General features: G+C 47.8%; 19 protein-coding genes. 8 read left to right on the top strand and 11 right to left on the bottom strand.

Annotation, left to right across the window (positions count from 1 at the left end; translation table 11 throughout):
- Positions 1-41 precede the first annotated feature (41 nt).
- From ACI0FR_RS07240 to ACI0FR_RS07225, 4 genes are all read right to left on the bottom strand, one after another.
- Positions 42-1,223, bottom strand: coding sequence for an OmpP1/FadL family transporter (locus ACI0FR_RS07240; protein ID WP_404905922.1), 1,182 nt, complete (start codon positions 1,221-1,223; stop codon positions 42-44).
- A 219-nt stretch (positions 1,224-1,442) separates the two neighbouring features.
- On the bottom strand, positions 1,443-4,175 hold the full coding sequence (locus ACI0FR_RS07235) for a valine--tRNA ligase (protein ID WP_404905923.1): 2,733 nt from the start codon (positions 4,173-4,175) through the stop codon (positions 1,443-1,445).
- A 188-nt stretch (positions 4,176-4,363) separates the two neighbouring features.
- Positions 4,364-5,227, bottom strand: coding sequence for a PopZ family protein (locus ACI0FR_RS07230; RefSeq protein ID WP_374830950.1), 864 nt, complete (start codon positions 5,225-5,227; stop codon positions 4,364-4,366).
- A 514-nt stretch (positions 5,228-5,741) separates the two neighbouring features.
- The gene (locus tag ACI0FR_RS07225) at positions 5,742-6,536 is read right to left on the bottom strand and encodes a YdcF family protein (protein WP_374830948.1); all 795 of its coding nucleotides are present in this window, start codon (positions 6,534-6,536) and stop codon (positions 5,742-5,744) included.
- Between the two features lie 232 nt (positions 6,537-6,768).
- Here ACI0FR_RS07225 and purC point away from each other — a divergent pair, with 232 nt between their 5' ends.
- From purC to lipB, 7 genes are all read left to right on the top strand, one after another.
- On the top strand, positions 6,769-7,533 hold the full coding sequence (purC, locus tag ACI0FR_RS07220; protein ID WP_374830946.1) for a phosphoribosylaminoimidazolesuccinocarboxamide synthase: 765 nt from the start codon (positions 6,769-6,771) through the stop codon (positions 7,531-7,533).
- An 86-nt stretch (positions 7,534-7,619) separates the two neighbouring features.
- Positions 7,620-7,862: a phosphoribosylformylglycinamidine synthase subunit PurS gene (gene purS, locus ACI0FR_RS07215; RefSeq protein ID WP_374830944.1), complete on the top strand. Its 243-nt coding sequence runs from the start codon at positions 7,620-7,622 to the stop codon at positions 7,860-7,862.
- 77 nt (positions 7,863-7,939) lie between these two features.
- Positions 7,940-8,611 (top strand): phosphoribosylformylglycinamidine synthase subunit PurQ, encoded by a 672-nt coding sequence (gene purQ / locus ACI0FR_RS07210; protein WP_404905924.1) that lies wholly within the window; start codon positions 7,940-7,942, stop codon positions 8,609-8,611.
- 105 nt (positions 8,612-8,716) lie between these two features.
- The gene (locus ACI0FR_RS07205; RefSeq protein ID WP_404905925.1) at positions 8,717-9,364 is read left to right on the top strand and encodes a glutathione S-transferase family protein; all 648 of its coding nucleotides are present in this window, start codon (positions 8,717-8,719) and stop codon (positions 9,362-9,364) included.
- A gap of 26 nt (positions 9,365-9,390) precedes the next feature.
- Positions 9,391-9,801, top strand: coding sequence for a hypothetical protein (locus ACI0FR_RS07200; protein ID WP_374830938.1), 411 nt, complete (start codon positions 9,391-9,393; stop codon positions 9,799-9,801).
- 110 nt (positions 9,802-9,911) lie between these two features.
- Positions 9,912-12,146 (top strand): phosphoribosylformylglycinamidine synthase subunit PurL, encoded by a 2,235-nt coding sequence (purL, locus tag ACI0FR_RS07195; RefSeq protein WP_404905926.1) that lies wholly within the window; start codon positions 9,912-9,914, stop codon positions 12,144-12,146.
- 166 nt (positions 12,147-12,312) lie between these two features.
- On the top strand, positions 12,313-13,029 hold the full coding sequence (lipB, locus tag ACI0FR_RS07190) for a lipoyl(octanoyl) transferase LipB (RefSeq protein WP_404905927.1): 717 nt from the start codon (positions 12,313-12,315) through the stop codon (positions 13,027-13,029).
- A gap of 91 nt (positions 13,030-13,120) precedes the next feature.
- Here the strand turns inward: lipB and ACI0FR_RS07185 are convergent, their stop codons facing one another.
- From ACI0FR_RS07185 to ACI0FR_RS07155, 7 genes are all read right to left on the bottom strand, one after another.
- Positions 13,121-13,345 (bottom strand): alkylphosphonate utilization protein, encoded by a 225-nt coding sequence (locus ACI0FR_RS07185; protein ID WP_374830932.1) that lies wholly within the window; start codon positions 13,343-13,345, stop codon positions 13,121-13,123.
- 190 nt (positions 13,346-13,535) lie between these two features.
- Positions 13,536-14,072: a MerR family transcriptional regulator gene (locus tag ACI0FR_RS07180; protein WP_374830930.1), complete on the bottom strand. Its 537-nt coding sequence runs from the start codon at positions 14,070-14,072 to the stop codon at positions 13,536-13,538.
- 226 nt (positions 14,073-14,298) lie between these two features.
- A complete protein-coding gene (locus ACI0FR_RS07175; RefSeq protein ID WP_374830928.1) occupies positions 14,299-14,628 on the bottom strand; it encodes an integration host factor subunit alpha in 330 nt (109 codons plus the stop codon).
- 118 nt (positions 14,629-14,746) lie between these two features.
- On the bottom strand, positions 14,747-15,718 hold the full coding sequence (locus ACI0FR_RS07170) for a beta-ketoacyl-ACP synthase III (protein ID WP_404905928.1): 972 nt from the start codon (positions 15,716-15,718) through the stop codon (positions 14,747-14,749).
- A 164-nt stretch (positions 15,719-15,882) separates the two neighbouring features.
- Positions 15,883-16,953 (bottom strand): phosphate acyltransferase PlsX, encoded by a 1,071-nt coding sequence (gene plsX, locus ACI0FR_RS07165; RefSeq protein ID WP_404905929.1) that lies wholly within the window; start codon positions 16,951-16,953, stop codon positions 15,883-15,885.
- A gap of 131 nt (positions 16,954-17,084) precedes the next feature.
- Positions 17,085-17,642 carry a YceD family protein gene (locus ACI0FR_RS07160; protein WP_404905930.1) on the bottom strand — a complete coding sequence of 186 codons (558 nt, stop codon included), beginning with the start codon at positions 17,640-17,642 and terminating at the stop codon, positions 17,085-17,087.
- Complete coding sequence (locus ACI0FR_RS07155; RefSeq protein WP_374830922.1) at positions 17,642-18,220, bottom strand: ubiquinol-cytochrome C chaperone family protein; 579 nt, start codon at positions 18,218-18,220, stop codon at positions 17,642-17,644. The genes ACI0FR_RS07160 and ACI0FR_RS07155 overlap by 1 nt, the downstream gene beginning before the upstream one ends.
- 99 nt (positions 18,221-18,319) lie before the next feature.
- Here ACI0FR_RS07155 and ACI0FR_RS07150 point away from each other — a divergent pair, with 99 nt between their 5' ends.
- On the top strand, positions 18,320-18,817 hold the full coding sequence (locus tag ACI0FR_RS07150) for an outer membrane protein assembly factor BamE (protein ID WP_374830920.1): 498 nt from the start codon (positions 18,320-18,322) through the stop codon (positions 18,815-18,817).
- Positions 18,818-18,869 lie beyond the last annotated feature (52 nt).

Here is an 18,869-nt window from a genome sequence, read left to right as displayed (position 1 = left end):
TTGATGAAACCGGAGGCTTTTTTTGTGCAGAGTGTTTTCTTTTAAAGTTTCAGCTTAACTGCCACGGAAAAAGCTTTTACTAAATCCGTACCAAAATCACTGGTACTGACCTTATCGTGAAATTCACCTGATCGTAACAAACCAAGCGCACCGGAAAGCTTGATATCAAAATGATCTGTGACTTTATAATTGGCTCCCGCACCCAATAACCAGACATCGGTCTGTGATGTCCATCCGGTCGAGGTTCCCCTATCCCACGTTAAAGTGGCAGCACCCGACCAATGATCATTAAATTTATGCGCGACACCGCCACTTACCGTCCAGCCATCGCGGAAATAAAGGTCAAGGGAACTCATGACCCTTCCTTTCATCAATCCGAATGCCGGAACATCATCACTCAGCGTGAAAGGCACCACTTGGATGCTTTTCCAATCTGTCCATTTCACCGACGCCAGCGCCACCCAATCAGGCGCAATGCCGGTTTGAAATTTAAATTCGACAGATTGCGGCAGACTGACATCGGAACCGACATCAAGCGCCATTGTTGGTATGACGCCCGCAATCGTTCCGTTCAAATCATATTTGACCTTCGATTGATAAACGACACTGCCACGCAATGCGATTTCCGGCACCTCATAAGCCGCGCCCAATCGCCACCCGTAACCACGTCCATCGACATCCAAAGTAGCAATTGACTGATTTGGCAGCAGTTTTGTTTGATAACCACTCAGCTCCTGATAACTTAAGCCACCAAGCAAACGGACAAAGCCCTTCTCACCTACCGCGAGTCGGTAAGAACAGTTCAAACCAAAATCATGTGATGAAATTTCTTGTTCAATTGAACTATAAGCGCGCAAAGTATCCGTACCAACATCCATAACGATGCCCCAAGGACGGCGATATTGTGCGGCACAAGCCAAATCATCATTGAGTTGAAAACGTGCTGAAACTTTCGGAACCCAATAAGATTTTCCTTCATTGACATTATCTTTGGCGACAGTCACCGACTGTAAATCAGGCGCAATCTGGCGAATATTTTTAAGTTTACGCTGTGGCATCACATAGGTTACGCCACTTTCAGCCAAATTGCCTTCTTCAAACAGAATATCAAAATCCTGCGAACTGCGCTCAAAACCACCCGCTTGCGCATAGAATGTGCCGCCTATAAGTGCAGCAGTCAAAACGCACGAAATCTTTGCAGCCTTTGTTGTTATCAAGCGCATTTGTCCCCTGCGGTCCTATTTCGTAACATGCATGTTTTCATAAATCTCCAGCACACCATGAATGATAGTCAAAAGACTTTCAAACTTTAGTTGTAGATGAGGCAATAAATCACACAATTAAAACAATAAATTAAATGCCAAACCCAAATCAGCGTACAAAAAAGCCCGCGATGCAATTTTATAAAAATGCATCGCGGGCTTTAAAAGTCTCAGATGAGCTTAACCGGCTTCCTGAATACGCTTCTGCGCCAGTGCCACTTTTTCAGCCGCTTCCTGCAATTCAACAAGACGCGCACGCTCTGCCGCCACAACATCTTCGCGCGCATTGGCAACAAATTTCTCATTCGAAAGCTTGGCATTGATCTTCTGCATTTCTGCATCAATCTTGCCTGCTTCCTTGCTCAGACGTGCAGTTTCTGCACTCAGGTCAATCAAGCTGCCAAGCGGCATACATGCTGTTGCTTCGCCGATAACCAGCTGCGCCGAACCTTTTGGCGCTGCATCGGAAAATTCAACATTTTCCACCCGCGCCAGACGCTTGATCGCCGCATCATGACGCTCAAAACGCTCTTTGGTTTGAGCATTTGCTTCCAACACGATCAAAGGTGCTTTGGCTGATGGCGGTACATTCATTTCAGAGCGAACCGAACGAATACCATTGACCAGGTCAATCAACCAATTCACGTCTGTGGCAGCGTCATTATCCTCAAAGGACAATTCAGGCCACCGAGCCAAAGCCAAAACGCTGTCACGCTTTTCGCCTTCACCAGCGGTCAGATCCCAAAGCTCTTCGGTCATAAACGGCATAAACGGATGCAACAAACGATAGATTTCGTCCAAGCAATAAGCCGCACATGCCTGTGCTTCCGCTTTTTCTGCTTCATCATCGCCCATGAAAATGGGTTTAAGCAATTCTAGATACCAGTCACAGAACTGGTTCCAGACAAAACGGTAGGCAGCAGACGCTGCTTCATTGAAGCGGTAACTGGTAATGCCGGCAGTGATCGCGTTTGAGGCTTCAGTCAGCTCGGTCAAAATCCAGCGGTTAACCGCCAGTTTTGCCTGTTCCGGCTTGAAATTCGGATCGCGTTTCACGCCGTTCATCTGCGCAAAACGGGTCGCATTCCAAAGCTTGGTGCCAAAATTACGGTAACCGGCAATACGTGCTGGATCGAGCTTCACGTCACGTCCCTGTGCGGCCATAATAGCCAGCGTAAAGCGCAGCGCATCAGCACCATATTCTTCAATCAGTTCCAGCGGATCAATGACGTTGCCCTTCGACTTCGACATTTTCGCACCGTTTTTATCACGCACCAGCGCGTGAACATAAACAGTATGGAACGGCTCTTCATGCATGAAATGAAGGCCCATCATCATCATTCTGGCGACCCAGAAGAAGATAATGTCAAAACCCGTTACCAGAACATCTGTTTGGTAATAGGTGGCGAGTTCCGGTGTTTTGTCAGGCCAGCCAAGCGTCGAGAACGGCCACAACGCAGAAGAGAACCATGTATCCAGAACATCAGGATCACGGGTCAGTTCTGTCGGCTTGCCATAATGTTTTTCGGCTGAAGCCAAAGCTTCAGCTTCGCTTTTCTCGACAAAAATCTCACCATCTGGACCATACCAGGCTGGGATCTGGTGCCCCCACCACAATTGGCGGGAAATACACCACGGCTGAATATTATCCATCCAGTCATAATAGGTTTTTTCCCATGTCTTTGGTACAATCGCAGTGCGTCCTTCACGAACGCTGTCGATGGCAGGCTTGGCCATTTCAGCAGCATTAACGTACCACTGGTCGGTCAATAGCGGTTCAATCGGCACGCCGCCACGGTCACCATGCGGAACCATATGGATGTGATCTTCGATTTTCTCGAGATAACCACCCTCTTCCATCTTGGTGACAATGGCTTTGCGAGCAGCAAATCTGTCCTGACCATCAAGCTCGGTAATCAATGCATCAAGCTCGGCACTTGCAGCCACGCCTTCCAGAAAATCTTCATTGTCTTTCAGGCAGATGGTGGCATCTGGCGCCATAATATTTATTTGGCGCAGATTATTACGCTTGCCAACTTCCGCATCATTGAAATCATGAGCAGGCGTGATTTTAACCGCACCGGAACCAGCTTCCGGATCCGCATAATCATCACCAACAATCGGAATTGCACGGCCAACCAGCGGGAGAATAACGGACTTGCCGATACGTGCCTGATAGCGCTCATCTTCCGGATTAACCGCAACACCACTATCACCCAGCATGGTTTCAGGGCGTGTGGTGGCAACAACGATATAAGTGCTTGGGTCTTCTGCGTTAAAGGTCACACCTTCCAGCGGATAGCGGAAGTGCCAGAGATTGCCCTTAAGTTCACGCTGCTCAACTTCAATATCGGAAATCGCGGTCAGCAATTTCGGATCCCAATTGACCAAACGTTTGTCTTTATAAATCAAACCTTCGCGGTGAAGTGTTACAAACACTTCCAGAACCGCCTTGGACAGACCTTCATCCATGGTAAAACGTTCACGTGACCAATCGCAAGATGCACCAAGACGGCGCAGCTGATTGGAAATCATGCCACCGGATTCACTTTTCCACTGCCAGATGCGTTCGACGAATTTCTCACGCCCCATCGCATGACGGTTTGGCTCTTTACGCTCGGCCAGCTGACGCTCGACAACCATCTGCGTTGCAATACCGGCATGGTCAAAGCCCGGCTGCCACAGCACGTTTTTGCCGCGCATACGTTCAAAACGAACCAGAATATCCTGAATCGTATTGTTCAGCGCATGGCCCATATGCAAAGAACCGGTGACATTTGGCGGCGGAATAACGATTGTAAATGGCTCGGCACCCTCTTTAGCACCGGCACCCGCTTTAAATGCGCCTGCCTCTTCCCATCGCTCAGCAATTTTCGGCTCTGTTGCCGCTGCATCATATGTTTTTTCTAGCATCAAACTGTCCGGTCGTTGTGCAAAGAATGAAGATTAATTCAGCGGTTCGCCGCCTTCACTCAATAATAAAGTCTAAATGAGAGTCACTTTGATTGATCTCTTAAACCGCCATGGGTTTTGTGTCAAAAAACAATAATCCCGCCATATATAATGACGGGATCATCGCATTCCAACTTAATTAGTTCCAATCAGAGTTGTTCGCCGCGCACCATCCGTTCGATTTCCTCACGCACCAAGCGCTCGACCATGGACGGCAGATTTTCATCAAGCCAATTTTGCAGCATCGGACGTAACAGCGCTTCTGCCTGCTCTTCCAATGAGCGGATGCGTTCCTGACGAACCGCTTCCGACAATTGGTCAAAAGAAGCAGCTACCTGCTGCTTGGTCGCATCCGATGCCAGAGCGGCTGATGGTTTTTCTTGTTCTTCCGGCTGCTTTTCCATCATTTCCGAGATAATCTTCTGAATATCGTTTTCCACGCTCTCTTCGACTTTCTCTCTGATGTTGAAATCAGCAGATTCCGCTTCCAATGAAGACTGCACAGCCGATTGGGAAACCAAAGCAGGATCAGCTTGTTCATCCGGCTCTTGCAGGCTATCAACCGCGACAGCTGCATCATTCGCCGGAACCGGCTTTACAGCCACATATTCAGCATGCGTTTCTTCGGCATCAAATGAGCCGCGCAGATTGATATTTGTATCAAAAACAGGAGCGTCCGGATTTTCAAGTGCTGCCGAAACCGCGGAAATAACGGAATTACGGACAGGCTCTGAATGAGATGCCGATGTATCAGCTACCTTTTCCTGCAATAAAGGACGCTCAAAATTACGTGGCGGCGCCGAAACAACAGGCTCACTCACCTCGGCAGCAGGACGCCGGAAAGGCGCAACTTCACCGCGCACCGGCTGCTCATTACGCATAATCGGCTTTTCAACCGGCGCCTCTTCAGCAGAGACTTGCCGGGTCACATCGCTATCCTCAATAATACGACGGATAGAAGCGAGGATTTCTTCCATTGAAGGCTCACGAGCCGCGCTTGATGCCTGTGCCATAATCTTAACGATCCCATATTCTCGCTGGTGGAAGCGAATCTTACCGGACTAAAGTAACGAACTATTAATGATTTGAGAATCCCTAAGCGACAATCCAAACCGCAAACTCACAGATTTATCATTTATTAATAAATTCAACATCCGCCAGCGATTCGCCAAAATATGGACATGAAAAAACGGGCGCTGCAATCACCCGTTTTTTAAAAAACTTAAATTGAAAATAAATAAGCCAGAATAATAACTGAAAACAATGCCACGACGCCCCAGAGCGTCACGCCCCAGCAAGATTTTTGAACTGTTTCGTCCATTTTATAATCGCATCTTTTCTGCTGATTGAGAATTCTCCACCAGATATATGGTTAGCTTTGCGTTTACGCAATCTTTCTTTGCGGCATAAATATGGCGCAAGCTATGCAAAAAAATACATTGACGATTAAAAATCGTATAAAAACAACTCCTTAATGATATATTATTTATTAGCATTTCCTTAAAATTTGCGGCAAAAATATGCCTGTCACGGCTTGGGAAAGAGCTCTTCAGTCTTTCCTTTCCACCAATAGATCACCAATCCCAACCATTCATGCAGCGCAGTTGAGGTTCGCGCGAAGGCTTCATTGGCATTTTGGAAGTAAAGACGGAATTTCGTTTCCGGTACGGTTTTATAATCAACCGGCCATGCAATAATATCAAAACCCGTTTTCCTAAACACGCCGACAGAGCGCGGCATATGAAAAGCCGATGTCACCAGCAGCCATTGCTCGCCGCCCTTAGGCTGCACCAAATCACGGGTAAAGAGAGCATTTTCAACCGTATTGCGGGATTTCGCCTCATATACCACATGATCATCGGCGATCTGAAACGCTTCAAAAAGCTGCTTTGTACTATCTGCATCCGGCTTTGACTGGCTAAAATAAGTTCCTTCACCGCCCGTTACGATAATTTTAGCCTCCGGATAGATTTTAGCAAGGCGCATGGTTTCAATGATCCGGTCGCCGGCACTGTTCAATTCTGTCCCACCACGTGCAGCATTAATTTCACCACTCATATAACCACCCAAGACAATAATGCCTGCAATTTTATCAGGATAGTTTTGTGGTCGCTGGAACCGCTCTTCCAAAGGATTGAGAAGCACCGCGCCCAAGGTCGTAAATCCACATAAAATAATAATAACGCAAGCAAGCACTGCCAATGAAACGGCCAGAATTTTCCAGCCGCAATAAAATGCAACAATGATCAAAGTGCATAAAAAAAGCAGCACCGACAAAGGCTGCACAAAAAGCCAGATAATTTTGGACAGACTAAAAAACATATTGCCCCATAGATGACGAAAAACAGAAGAAATCATCCCGTTTGTAGCATGGAATATAATGCATCATAGTATGGATCGCGTCATCTTACGCGACAGATCACCGCTTATTCATTAAATTTTAACAAACAGCCCAATGCGCCATTGTTAAAATCCCTTAATTGTTATACTTAGCCCGCGTACCCTGCGGAACTTATCTCCCGCTCATCACAGATTTCCATATCCGGGAACAGCCATGAACCGTCGCCGCCGTATATACGAGGGTAAGGCCAAGATTCTTTATGAAGGACCTGAGCCAGGTACTCTCATCCAGTTTTTCAAGGATGACGCAACCGCGTTCAACAACAAGAAGCACGAAGTCATTGACGGAAAGGGCGTGTTGAACAACCGCATTTCCGAACATATTTTCCAGCTCTTGAACCGGATCAATATCCCGACCCACTTCATCAAGCGCATCAATATGCGTGAACAATTGATCAAAGAAGTCGAGATTATTCCTTTGGAAGTTGTGATCCGTAACGTTGCTGCCGGTTCGCTGGCAAAACGTCTCGGCCTTGAAGAAGGCACTATTCTTCCACGCTCCATTGTCGAGTTTTACTATAAAGCCGACGAACTTGATGATCCGATGGTCTCAGAGGAACATATCACCGCTTTCGGATGGGCTACCCCTCAGGAACTCGATGATATTATGACGCTTGCAATCCGCGTCAATGATTTCCTCACCGGCCTGTTTCTCGGCATCGGTATCCAGTTGGTGGATTTCAAAATTGAATGCGGCCGCCTCTTTGAAGGCGAGCTGATGCGTGTTGTCATTGCGGATGAAATCTCCCCTGATTCCGCCCGTCTATGGGACATCAACACCAACGACAAGATGGACAAAGACCGTTTCCGCCGCGATATGGGTGGTTTGGTTGAAGCCTATCAGGAAGTGGCACGTCGCCTTGGCATCATGAATGAAAATGAGCCATCGCGTCCGACCGGCCCCGTTCTGGTGAAATAAAATTTCGCAAAGCCCGTCTGCCTGCAGGCGGGTTCTGTGATTTATAAAACAGCTTTTACGGCAATCTTTTTTTACAGGATAAAACAGTGATCAAAGCACGTGTCACCGTTACATTGAAAAACGGCGTTCTCGACCCTCAGGGCAAGGCAATTGTTGGCGCATTGGGCAGCCTTGGTTTTGACGGCGTCAACTCTGTTCGTCAGGGCAAAGTTTTTGATGTTGAGCTGGAAGGCGCCGACAAAGCTGCTGCCGAAGCTAATATCAAAGCAATGTGCGAAAAGCTTCTCGCCAATACCGTCATCGAAGATTATAGTATTACTATTCTCTGACCATTGATGAGATCGCTTGGCAGTTATCAAGCTGGTCTTTTCACTTTTGTTATATGAACAACAGGACGATTGGTGTCATGAAATCCGCTGTCATTCTCCTTCCGGGCCTCAATCGCGACCGCGATATGATTGCCGCTTTAACAAAAATCTCCGGTCAGGCACCTGTCACTGTCTGGCAGACGGATACCAGCATCCCTGATGATGTGGATCTGATCGTCATTCCGGGTGGTTTTTCTTACGGCGACTATCTGCGTTGCGGAGCTATTGCTGCGCGTATGCCTATTATGCAGGCTGTGCGTGAAAAAGCTGAAAAAGGCGTCAAAGTTATGGGCGTCTGCAATGGTTTCCAGATTTTGCTTGAAGCAGGTCTGTTGCCAGGTGCGTTGATGCGCAACACATCGCTGAAATTCGTCTGCCGTGAAGTGAAACTCGAAGTTGCCAATGCGACTTCCGTCTTTACCCGTGCCTATCAGGCAGGCCAGATCATTCGCTGCCCTGTAGCCCATCATGATGGCAATTATTTTGCCGATGCGGAAACATTGAAGCGCTTGGAAGATAATGGTCAGGTTCTGTTCCGTTATGCGGAAGGCACGAACCCGAACGGTTCCGTCAATAATATTGCCGGTATTATGAACGAGCGTGGCAATGTGCTCGGCATGATGCCACATCCGGAAAATCTGATCGAAGCAGCCCACGGCGGTGACGACGGACGCGCATTGTTTGCCGGTGCCCTTGGACTGGCGGCCTGATTGACAAAACTGTCTTTCAGGACAGATAAACTTGTTTTCGTTTCAAACTGAGTGAGCATCAAACCTCACCATTACAGCGCTTAAGCATCAAGGAGATTGCGACCCATGAAACTTTATTCCCGGCCTCTTTCTCCTTATGCGGCGGCAGTGCGCGCGGCTGCTTATCTGAAAAACATTCCGCTCAAACTGATTGATCTGCCTTACCCGTTTCAAGAGCAGATTGCTGATATTACGCCAGTACAGCGTGTACCAGTGTTCGTCACAGGTTCCGGCACTTCGCTTTTTGAAGCCATTATTATTGCCGAATATCTGGAAGAAAAATTCCCTGAAATACCACTGCTGCCACAAGATCCCAAAGATCGTGCACTGGTCCGCTTATTGGCGCGCATGGCCGAGCTGGAAGTGTTTGTACCTGCACTTACCATTTTCAAATTGCCTGCCGATGCTGCCGATCATCAGCAAAAAATCGATGAGCAAATCGCGATCATCAAACGTGGCCTTGCCATTATTGAAGAGCGTTTAACCGGTGAAGCCTATGCTTTGGGCGATCATGCAACCCTTGCGGATTGCTGGTTGTTGCCGATCCGTTTCTTCTTGGAACCAATCAAAAAGCTCAGCAATTACCCAACGCTTTTTAATGATTATCCAAAGTTTGAAGCCTATGCTGCCAATGCCCGTCAAGATGATGCACTCGCAACCGTCTGGAACGAAATGCAGGATGGTCTGGTCGCCTTCAAACCACAACTGGCCTAGAATTTATAAGCTGGCGGAGCGCGCACTTGTTAAAGTTTAATCTCGCGACAACCTTGGGTCTGTCAGCTTTATTGTTCTTATCATCATGTCAGTCAGCCCGTCAGGCTGGACCGGGTCCTTTGATGCTTAACTCGTCCAAGCCAGCTTTGCCGACAATGGAGATGATGAGTCAGTCCGCAACAGCTTGCTGGTTCAAGTCAAAAGATAAAGATTTCCGCGCCTATAAGATGGCCGCAGAGCTTAATTCTTTCTCCGGAAGACCACGTTTTTTATTAGTGCCGGTTAAAAATCCGACTGCCCGCCCATTGCTCGTTGTGCAAGCGGAAGGCAATCCGGCCAAAATTGAAGTTTTCGGGCCAATGATGGGGCAACCTGTCGGTTCAAAAATTGCCCATGATGTAAAGCTTTGGGCTGAAGGGCAAAAACAATGTTCCTGAATAAACCGCGATAAAGCCTGAACTTCAGGCTTTTTATACTCGCACTCCTCCTCATCTTGCGGTAAAGAAGCCGCTTGAAACACTAGATTTTCGGTGGGTTTTCTGTTTCCATGACCAATTCCTCATCCAATATCACAAACAATCAGGCAATCACGCCAGAACTGATCGAAGCGCACGGCCTGAAGCCGGATGAATATCAGCGCATCCTCGGTCTTATTGGTCGCGAGCCAAGCTATACAGAGCTTGGTATTTTCTCTGCCATGTGGAATGAGCACTGCTCTTATAAATCATCTAAGAAATGGCTGCGCACGCTGCCGACAACTGGCCCGCGCGTTATTCAAGGCCCTGGCGAAAACGCCGGTGTTGTTGATATCGGCGATGGCGACTGCATCGTCTTCAAGATGGAAAGCCACAACCACCCTTCCTATATCGAGCCTTATCAGGGTGCGGCGACCGGTGTTGGCGGTATTCTGCGTGACGTCTTCACCATGGGTGCACGTCCCGTTGCTGCCATGAATGCGCTGCGCTTTGGTGAGCCAACCCATCCAAAAACCCGCCATCTCGTCTCTGGCGTTGTTTCCGGTATTGGTGGTTACGGCAACGCATTCGGCGTGCCGACTGTTGGCGGTGAGGTTAATTTCGACAAGCGTTACAACGACAATATCCTCGTCAATGCTTTTGCTGCGGGCTTAGCTAAAACCGACGCAATCTTCTACTCAAAGGCTGAAGGCGTTGGCCTGCCGGTTGTTTATTTGGGTGCAAAAACCGGTCGTGACGGTGTTGGCGGCGCGACAATGGCATCAGCTGAATTCGATGAAACCATCGAAGAAAAGCGCCCAACCGTTCAGGTTGGTGATCCGTTTACTGAAAAATGCCTGCTCGAAGCTTGCCTTGAGCTGATGGCATCCGGTGCGGTTATCGCTATTCAGGATATGGGTGCAGCAGGCCTTACCTGTTCGGCTGTTGAAATGGGTGCCAAAGGCGACCTCGGCATTGAACTGATCCTTGATCATGTGCCAGTGCGCGAAGAAAACATGACCGCTTACGAAATGATGCTTTCTGAAAGTCAGGAACGCATGCTGATGGTTCTAAAACCTGAAAAGGCAGAAGAAGCAGAAGCAATTTTCGTCAAGTGGGGTCTGGATTTCGCTATTGTTGGTAAAACCACTGATGATCTGCGCTTCCGCGTGATCCATCAGGGCGTTGAAGTTGCCAATCTGCCGATTAAAGAACTCGGCGATGAAGCACCTGAATATGATCGCCCTTGGAAAGAGCCAGGCCGCCATGCTCCGCTTGCAGCCAGCGCTGTGCCGGAAGTTGAAGATTATGCCGACGCTCTTTTAAAACTGGTAGGCTCTGCCGATCAGTCTTCTCGTCGCTGGGTTTACGAACAATTCGACACCATCATTCAGGGTAATTCTTTGCAAATCCCTGGTGGTGATGCCGGTGTTATCCGCATTGACGGCCATGAAACCAAGGCGCTTGCTTTCTCGTCAGACGTAACGCCGCGCTATTGCGAAGCTGATCCGTTTGAAGGCGGTAAACAGGCTGTTGCAGAATGCTGGCGCAACCTGACCGCTGTTGGCGCAGAGCCTTTGGCCTCCACCGACAACCTCAATTTCGGCAATCCTGAAAAGCCTGAAGTGATGGGTCAGCTGGTTAAAGCCATTGAAGGCATTGGCGAAGCATGCCGTAGCCTCGCCTTCCCGATCGTTTCGGGTAACGTATCGCTTTATAACGAAACCAATGGTCAGGCGATTTTACCAACGCCAACCATTGCCGGTGTCGGTCTCATTCCTGATTGGAAGCAGATGGCTAAAATCGGCGGCATGCAGGATGGCGATGTGCTGATCCTGCTCGGTGGCGATGGTACCCATCTTGGCCAGTCGATTTACCTGCGCGATCTGTTTGACCGTGCCGATGGCCCGCCTCCATCCGTTGATTTGAGCATTGAAAAGCGTAACGGTGATTTCGTCCGCTCCGCCATCCGCAACGGTCAGGTTACCGCTTGTCACGATCTGTCCGATGGTGGTCTGGCGCTGGCAGTTGCTGAAATGGCAATCAAATCCGGTAAAGGTGCTACGCTTGATATCGGTGAAGGCGCACGCCATGCACTGATGTTTGGTGAAGATCAGGCGCGTTATGTTGTTTCAACGTCTGCTGAAACTGCCAATCTTTTGGCACTCAATGCAGAAGGTTCCGGCATTCCGTTCCGTATCCTCGGCACTGTCGGTGGCGATGAGCTCAACTTCGGGGACGCTTGCAAAACCTCTGTCGATGCTCTGAAATCAGCCTATGAAGGTTGGTTCCCGAACTACATGAACGGCGTTGAAGCTGCCGAATAAAGAATATTTGATTAGGAAAACAAGAGGCTGCGCTTCAAAACGCAGCCTTTATCTTTTGAGAGCCAGCCACAATTTGCACCAACAGAGGCAAATTGCCGTCTGGCATCAATCGGCTTAAACGCCCATATATAAAGTTCAATACCCCGCATTTATAACCGAGCTTTTTATGTCTGATTTTTCCCGCGACTATATTAATACATATTTCCATGCCACCAATGACGATATCCGTCCGGTTGAATGGCTTGTCACAGAGGGACTGACAGATTACGAATATGCGCTTAAATTCATGGAAGAACGGGTGAAAAACATCCGTGATAATAGCGCACCTGAATTAGTCTGGTTGATAGAACACCCGCCACTTTACACAAGCGGCACCAGTGCCAATCCAGCCGATCTTTTGACCCCAGATCGTTTTCCGGTATATGAAACCGGACGCGGCGGTGAATATACCTATCATGGCCCCGGCCAGAGGGTGGTCTATGTGATGCTGGATTTAAAACGCCGTCGTGAAGATGTGCGCGCCTTTGTAGCGGCACTCGAAGAATGGATCATTCAGACATTAGCCGAGTTCAATATCAAAGGTGAGCGCCGCGAAGATCGCGTCGGCGTTTGGGTCACACGTCCTGAAAAGCCGCGCCTTGCCAATGGCGCCATGTCGGAAGATAAAATTGCCGCCATCGGCATACGCCTGCGCCGTTGGGTCAGTTTTCACGGCATTGCTTTGAATGTGGAGCCGGAATTGGAAAATTTCAACGGCATTGTCCCGTGCGGCGTTACTGAGCACGGTGTCACCAGTTTGGTTGATCTTGGCCTTCCTGTGACGATGGATGATCTTGATTTAGCCTTGGCCAAAACATTTCGCACCATTTTTGGTGAAAGCTGAAAAATTCAAAACCACTCGACAGTAAAATAACAAAAAGAGCATTTGCGAAAACCGCAAATGCTCTTTTTATTTAAATAGTTTTTTTAAAAGCTTAAGCTTTCTTCAAAAACTCGGTTTTCAGCACCAAACCTTTAACCTGCTTGGTATTGCATTCGACTTCACCCGGATTACCGTTCAGGCGTACATTTTTAACCAATGTACCGCGCTTGATGGTTTCAGACGTACCTTTAACTTTCAAATCTTTAATCAAGGTAACAGAATCACCTTCCAAAATCTGCGTACCATTGCTATCTCTTACAATAACGTCATCACTCATGCTCATCACCTTTAAAAAAATAGCCTCAAGCTGTTCTTTCAAACAAAGCTTAAGGCCGTTTCAGAACTTTAAATACACGTCTTACCAGTTTAAGATAGCCATGCTTAACCTTAACCAAGCAGCGTGCTCTGCCATTTTTTGTGGCGCAATAGCTAACCTAGCACCGGCACCGATTTATCAGGTGATCTGTTTAACGCACCTGATCAAGCAAACGTTTGCATTCCAGCAAATCAAACAAGGCTTCCTGTAACAGGCTGCGATTATCTTTGGATGCACGACGATCATCAGCGCCCACCGGCCCCGATTCCTCCCCCTTCAGCAACCCAAATAATTTACGCGGTGCAGCCGGCGCTTTAATGCCGGATGGAAGCGATGATTCGTCAAATCCGTCCACTTCGGCATGACGGCTCGCATCTAATTGCTTTTGCTTGGTAATCGCGTCAATAGCAGCGACATCACCATTGCCGAGTGCAATGATAAACTGCACATTATTTTCACGTAAAAGCTTCTGAACGCCTTTAATCGTATAGCCCTGATCATAAAGCAGATGACGGATGCCTTTGAGCAATTCAACGTCGAGCGGGCGGTAATAACGACGACCGCCACCGCGTTTTAAAGGCTTGATCTGTGTAAACCGCGTTTCCCAAAAGCGCAAAACATGCTGCGGCAAATCAAGATCATCAGCAACTTCACTGATTGTCCTGAAAGCATCTGGACCTTTATCCATATACTGCCCCTTCTGATATTACAGTCTCTTCATCAGCCTTATATTTGCAACAAATCACAAAGCTTCAGAATTTTCATTATACATGATGGCCAGCCAATGATGAAACGAAATGTCACATCAACCGCTAAAAACCATACGAATCATTTATATAATGAACATGCAATATCAACTATTTACAGGCAAGCATTTAAGCACGCTGTTAATGGGCAATATGGATTGCAGCTAATTATTTCGCGCTTGCAGCCTGCTTGTTTCGCTTTTGGTGCTCTTCAAGAATACGCTGCTTCAAGACGTTGGAAGCCTTGAATGTCATAACCCTGCGCGGCAAAATGGGAACTTCTTCGCCGGTTTTCGGATTGCGGCCAATACGTTCATTCTTCTCGCGCACCTGAAAAGTGGCAAAAGATGAAAGTTTGACGGTTTCTCCATTCACAATTGCATCACACACTTCATCGAGAATCATTTCGACAAGTGCTGCTGACTCTGTGCGCGAAAGACCTACCTTACGGTAAACAGCCTCTGCCAGATCTGCGCGTGTGACTGTCTTACCCCCCATGACGGAACCTACCTGGTTAGCGTTGGACTAATATTATCCTTAACTGCCAGCAGGTTACACAAATAAAATGGTTTTGGTCAAGCAGCCATTTTCACGCGACAGAAATTAAACCGTAACTTTACCAACGCAACAACACCGCGCCCCAAGTAAAACCACCGCCCATGGCTTCCAAAAGGATCAGATCACCTTGTTTGATACGGCCATCTTTTACCGCAGTTGCCAATGCCAATGGCACTGACGCCGCAGAAGTATTGCCGTGTTGATCAACGGTAATCACAACTTTCTCATCAGCTATGTTCAGCTTTTTGGCCGAAGCATCAATAATGCGTTTATTAGCCTGATGCGGCACAAACCAGTCGATATCATTAGCAGTCAGACCGGTTTCTTCAAATGAAGCTTCAATCACATCGGTGATCATACCAACTGCATGTTTGAAAACTTCACGGCCTTCCATGCGCAAATGACCAACGGTCTGTGTGGTTGAAGGGCCACCATCCACAAAAAGCTTGTGCTTGTGCGAACCATCGGAGCGCAAATTGGACGACAGAATACCGCGATCCGAGGTCAAACCCTTACCTTCGCCGGCTTCAAGCACAACCGCACCGGCACCATCGCCGAAAAGAACGCAAGTGCCGCGGTCATTCCAATCGAGAATACGTGAGAAGGTTTCAGCACCAATCACCAGAACGCGGTTAGCCATACCGCCGCGGATATAAAGATCAGCGGTGCTGATCGCATAAATGAAACCGGAGCAAACAGCCTGCATGTCAAATGCAAAGCCATGTGTCATACCGAGTTCTTTTTGAATTTCAACAGCGCTGGCCGGAAATGTATTATTAGGTGTGGAAGTCGCAACAACAATCAGATCAATATCATCCGGTGTCAGGCCGGCATTTTCCAATGCAGCACGTGCTGCAGCCGCACCAAGCGAAACCGTTGTTTCATTTTCATTGGCAATATGACGCTGACGGATACCTGTGCGCTGCACAATCCACTCATCTGACGTTTCAACCATATTTTCCAAGTCAGAATTCTTAACGATACGCTCCGGCAGTGCGGTTCCGATACCCTTAACGACAGATCTGATCATCGCTTTTTCCATTTTCCAAGACATCGACATCCCTGATGGGGGAGCGCTTATCATTAAGTCATAGGCTCTATAGCCTGTATGCTTTTTTCACGAAATTAACTCAGCTGATCTCAGCTAGCATTATTTATGAAAAACGCCAAGTTTCTTACATTAAATCCGGGCGGTCACGCCTGATTTTCATCAGACATGCCAGCCTCTTCCGCTTTTGTATTGACGGGAGCGCTATGCTGGAAATGCGACAGATCTGCGGTAATTTTCTCTAAAAGTTTATTACGCACCATATCATAGCCCACTTCGATGGCAGCAGCGATACCATCGGCATTCGCACCACCGTGACTTTTGATCACGACGCCATTGAGCCCCAAGAACACGCCGCCATTGACCTTGTTCGGATCCATTTTCTCGCGCAGGCGATCAAAAGCACCTTTGGCAAACAAATAACCGATTTTGGCAAGCCATGTCCGGCTCATTGATTGACGCAGCAGTGTTGCAATCTGACGAGCAGTTCCTTCAGCTGTTTTAAGTGCGATATTGCCGGTAAATCCTTCGGTCACCACCACATCAACCGTGCCGCTACCGATATCATTGCCTTCAACAAAGCCATAATATTCCAGGCCGTCCAATGGTGTATCCCGCAGGATCTGTCCGGCTTCCTTGATTTCATCAAGACCTTTCACATCCTCAACGCCCACATTGAGAAGGCCAACCGTCGGACGCTTCACTTCAAAAAGTGCGCGCGCCATTCCGGCACCCATCACTGCATAATTGACCAATTGCGGCGCATCGGCACCAATAGTTGCCCCCACATCCAGCACAATGCCCTCGCCGCGCAAATTCGGCCAGATTGCTGCAATTGCCGGACGCTCTATCTGCGGCATCATCCGCAGACAAAACTTGGACATCGCCATCAGCGCACCGGTATTGCCGGCTGAGACGCAAGCATCCGCTTCACCGTCTTTAACGGCCTCAAGTGCCTGCCACATCGACGATTTTCCCCGACCATTGCGCAAAGCCTGCCCCGGTTTTTCATCCATACGCACTGCCATTTCACTGACGCGAAACTCGGATGCGGCCTGAAGTTTAGGATATTTGGCCAGAACCGGTTCTACCTGCTCTGCCAGCCCATAAATTACAAAACGGATATCCGGATGACGCTCATGCGCAGTTGCCGCTCCGGGTATGACTACTTCAGGGCCAAAATCGCCACCCATGGCGTCAATCGAAATTCTTATCACTCTGGAATGTCCTGTGCGGTCCCTGTTGCTCGTATAGCTTTTTACAAAAAATCAGCGATCACGCTTTAAGATTTACGCGAAAATAGCTTTTTTACACCGCCATACAACTTAAATTTGGCAAATAGCTTAATTCAGTTCTTCTTCTGCCAATTCCCAAGACTTGCAAATGGTGAGACAGTGTCACTGTCGCTCTCGTCTTCGACCTCGCCAACACTGACAATAACAGAATCAGCCAAATCGCTTTTGCGCGGATAAGGATCAATTGCCAGATCAAAAAACTCTTCAGCAATTGCGCCTATATCAATTTTATCTCCCGAAAAAGTTTCTGGAATATCGGGACCATCGGCTGAAATCAGCATTTCACCGCTTTCATCCAGCGGAACTCGGGCAAGGCGTGAATGCTCCGGCACCAGCACAATTTCGACATCTTCGTCGATCTGATTCTCAATCGGCTCCAATGTAGCGACACAAGCCTGCACGATATGCGCCTGAATTTTACCACGAATTTTAATGCCGCTCTTTTTCCAGGGCGTAATGGTAAAACCGGCAGAAAAGGCCAAAACCTTATCCAGACCGTGGGCTTCAGCCAAAGCCGCACGCTCATTGTCGTCGCTTTTCAGTGTCACTTCAATGCCTTTCTGGGGCACATGCTGCACCGAAACCGGAAAACTCAAAACTGCTTCTCGCATTATGCTGTCTCAATTTGCACGGTCGATTTTAAATCTTCCGCATTCAAAAATGTTAGATTGCCTGCTGCAATATCCTGATCCTGCAATTTTGACAAATGATCACGACTCGCAAACACATACCTACAAAGGTCGTCCGCTTGCGGCCAGTTTTCAAGATCAGGCTGTATATTGCGTGCCAAGGCAATGCTTAAAGCTTCACGATCATTAGAATCAAGTGCGGCTCCATAAGAGCCGACACGACCGTAAAACATCCTCGCCAATTTTTTCATGCGTTTTGGCACAGATTGGTCACCAATACCGAATTCACGCAATGAATGATCAATATCTTTAAAGAATTCATCAGCCAAGTCCTGCCCCAGCGCGGTAAGCGCTTTATTTTCGATATTATCTGATTTGAAGCGATGAAGGGTCAAAAACATATGTAACGACAACATTTCATAGCGACCAAGCGGCGTATCTGGCACCTGAAACTGTGCATAAAAATATTTTTGACGTGTTGCCAACACGATATTTTCATAAATATGCAGTTTAATGGCTTCATTAGCCTTCGATTTACGTCGAAAAAGTTGAAGAATCATAATCTAGCGACCGTTCTTATTGCATCCAGTTGCAAGGTGGTTTACCGAAGTTCTTTTAACGGCGAAAGTGCCGCCCTGATTTAGATCATGGAGATATCATTGTTGCAGCGATTTTTAACAAGCCCCCGAACAAGAGGCGCGATGCTTGCTAGCACTGTGGTTCTCTTATCAGCAGGTTTAGCAGGATGTAATACCGCATCAACCCTGAACCCGTCTGAAATAATGACCGAAGGCTATGTACTCGATAAAGAAGCACTGGATTCCATTCCGGTCGGTTCAAGCCGTGAACAGGTTATGATGGCGATGGGTACTCCATCCTCGACTGCCACGTTTGATAATGAAGTATTCTATTATATTTCACAAAAACGTTACCGTGCGGCTCAATTTATGCCGCCTAAAATTACCGATCGACAGATTCTCGCAATCTATTTTGATAAAGATGAAAAAGTCAGCAAGATTGCCAATTATGGCCTGCAAGACGGCAAATTATTTGATTTCATCTCCCGCACGACACCAACAGGCGGTAAAGATCAAACCTTCCTCACACAGGTTATTCAAGGTGTAAGCAAGGCACCGACTTCGCTTCCAGGCGGTTGATACGTCAATAATCGACAAAACTGTCAAACCCCGCTTTAAAAAGCGGGGTTTT

The organism is Paenochrobactrum sp. BZR 201-1, from assembly GCF_044987585.2.
Classification (GTDB): domain Bacteria; phylum Pseudomonadota; class Alphaproteobacteria; order Rhizobiales; family Rhizobiaceae; genus Paenochrobactrum; species Paenochrobactrum pullorum.
This window is presented reverse-complemented; position numbering and strand designations above follow the sequence as displayed.